Consider the following 500-nt stretch of genomic DNA (forward strand, 5'->3'; position numbering starts at 1 on the left):
TGTGGCCATGTTCACGGACACACCAGATGGAGACAATGAGTAATCTGCACGATCAGAACCACTGCCGCCATCTAGAAGATCTGCGCCTGATCCACTGTAGAGGATATCATTGCCTTCACCGCCATAGAGCTTATCGTTTCCGTCATAGCCATAGAGCTTGTCATTGCCAGCTAGACCATAGATCTCGTCAGAACCAGTTCCACCCTTGAGCACATTGGCAGCAGATGTTCCTTCGATAATGTTGACAGGAGAAGAAGCTACTGTTGCGGTTGTGCGCGTTTTTGTCCGCCCTGCCTTGTCATAGGAATAGGTTGTGACCTGCCCCTTGTTGTCGGTCTGCTTGATGATGCGATTGGCCCGGTCATACTCCTTGGTCCAGATGCCAAGATTGGGATCAGAAGCTGTGACCTGGTTGCCCAGACCATCATAGCGGTAGGTCCACACAGAACCAGCTGGATCGGTGACCTTGGTCAGCTGATTAAGGGCGTCATACTCCATCC

General features: G+C 51.6%; 1 pseudogene. It reads right to left on the reverse strand.

Features of this window, described 5'->3' with window-relative positions:
- Positions 1–500: pseudogene (locus JCM12308_RS27580) on the reverse strand (RHS repeat protein); the annotation flags it as partial.

It is taken from the genome of Pseudovibrio denitrificans JCM 12308, from assembly GCF_001310815.1.
Classification (GTDB): domain Bacteria; phylum Pseudomonadota; class Alphaproteobacteria; order Rhizobiales; family Stappiaceae; genus Pseudovibrio; species Pseudovibrio denitrificans.